Origin of the sequence: Dysgonomonas sp. 25 (assembly GCF_010501075.1) — a bacterium.
Taxonomy (GTDB): Bacteria; Bacteroidota; Bacteroidia; order Bacteroidales; family Dysgonomonadaceae; genus Dysgonomonas.
In genome coordinates, this window is the sequence record NZ_QVMN01000021.1 from 1 (window position 1) to 2,123 (window position 2,123).

2 protein-coding genes are annotated in these 2,123 nt (G+C 43.8%); both read left to right on the top strand.

The annotated features are described in order from the left end of the window. The first annotated feature begins 158 nt into the window (after positions 1-158). The gene (locus tag D0T66_RS16405) at positions 159-290 is read left to right on the top strand and encodes a hypothetical protein (protein ID WP_255489853.1); all 132 of its coding nucleotides are present in this window, start codon (positions 159-161) and stop codon (positions 288-290) included. Between the two features lie 297 nt (positions 291-587). After that, entirely contained in the window at positions 588-1,919 is a 1,332-nt protein-coding gene (gene ltrA, locus D0T66_RS16055; protein ID WP_221412241.1) for a group II intron reverse transcriptase/maturase, read from the top strand. Positions 1,920-2,123: the final 204 nt, after the last annotated feature.

Here is a 2,123-nt window from a genome sequence, read left to right on the forward strand (position 1 = left end):
ATCCGGAGTTCCGAAAGTTGCATAAAATACTTAGTCTGCGAAAAAACTTTTTCGCAGACTTTTTTGCAGTGCGCCTGGCGGCGCACGTTTCTAACCGGTGTAAGTCCGCAATCCGCCCGGTAGTGGGAAGGATATAGCCGAAGGCAAGGGTGTCCATCGTGAGGTGGAATCTGAAGGAAGCTGGATGTTGGGAACATACTAACCAACGGGCAAATCTCTGGTCTGACGAACAGAAATCACATCAGGCTATGCATGAGGGTAAGGCTGCTGCACAAGCTAAAGCCCAATAACTACACGGAATCATGTATGGTATATGTGGCAGATGGATGGAGAGAAAGAAACGTGTGGTACCCAGGGAGGTCTGTGTGATACGCTCTGAAAGGAGTAACCACTGTACAAAGAAATGAGGCAGTGCTGAACATGCAGAAGTCAGCAGAGGTCATATTAGCCGAGCACCCGCAGGGCACTTAGGCGAAGGACCGAATCAATAGGAATCTTTAGTACAACCGGGAAAGGAGGAAAGAGAAATGGGCGCAGAAAACAAGGAAAGCTGCTCACAGAGAGATAGCACGGAATGCAAAGGGTATGTGAGAGCGCGTCGCTCTTTCCGTCAGATATGGAAGGAAAGAGATAGTGCGCAGCCGGAGCTTTTGGAGAAGATACTGTATAAGGATAACCTTAACAGAGCTTTTAAGAGAGTGAAGGCAAATAAGGGAGCGCCGGGAATCGACGGAATTACAGTAGAGGAAATAGGCAAATATCTACAAGAAAATCAAAAAGAGATTGTTGAAAGAATCTACAGAGGGAAATATACCCCCGACCCGGTAAGAAGAGTAGAAATCCCAAAGGCGGATGGTGGAATACGAAAGCTTGGTATTCCGACCGTTAAAGACCGTATATTCCAACAGGCAATTACACAACAGCTAATGCCTATCTATGAACCACTGTTCTCGGACAATAACTATGGCTATCGTCCGGGAAGGAGTGCAAAAGAAGCCATTCTGAAAATAAAGGAATACGCAGAGCAAGGATACGTTTATGCAGTATCTTTGGACTTATCGAAGTACTTTGATACTTTGAACCACGAGATGCTCCTAAATATCTTGAGAAGAAATATAAAAGATGAGCGAGTGATTCAGTGGATTAAAAGATACCTAAAGAGTGGCGTCATGGAAAATGGCGTTGTCGTGAAAACAGAAGAAGGTTCACCGCAAGGGGGAAATTTATCTCCCCTTTTAGCGAACATCTATCTAAATGAGTTTGACCAAGAGTATCAAAATCGAGGCGTATTTTTCGTACGTTATGCTGATGATATCGTACTGTTGGCGAAGAGCAGAAGAGCCGCAACGAGACTCTTGGAATCATGCACGAAGTATCTGGAAGGAAAATTAAAGTTGAAAGTAAACCAGAAGAAAAGTCGTGTAGTAAGCGTGTTTGCAATCCGAAATTTTAAGTTCCTTGGCTTCACATTGGGAAAGAACGGAAAGGGCGTATATGTCCGGGTTCATGGGGAGTCATGGAAGAAAATGAAGTCGAAACTGAAAGAACTTAGTTCCCGAAGGTCTGTTCAGAGCATACGTCCTGCTCTTGAGAGAATAAAGGTGTATATGCGAGGATGGCTTAATTATTACGGGATTGCTGACATGAAAAATAAGATAGATGCCCTTAATTCATGGCTCTACCATAGGATTCGTATGTGTATATGGAAACAATGGAAATTGCCTAGAACGAAGAAAAGGAATCTAATAAAACTTGGAATACCGGAGTACTTCGCACATATGGCGGCAAATAGCCGCAAGAAACACTGGTATGTGTCAGGAATGGGAGCGGTCAACAGAGCCTTGACAAAAGAAAGACTGATAAACAGTGGCTTCTATGATTTAGCCACAGCCTATCAGTCTGTGCACGTCAACTATTGAAAGCGCCGTATACCGAACGGTACGTACGGTGCTGTGAGAGGACGGCGGTTAGTCACCGCCTCCTACTCGATATATGCAGATAATATTTGACATCTTCCTTTGAAAAATAATATAGTGATAGGTGAAGGGCAAGAAAAAAATACAAAGGAAAATGGAGGAATGTAAGGAAATGAAAAAAGGAATAAGGAGAATTGGCGCCTTAGC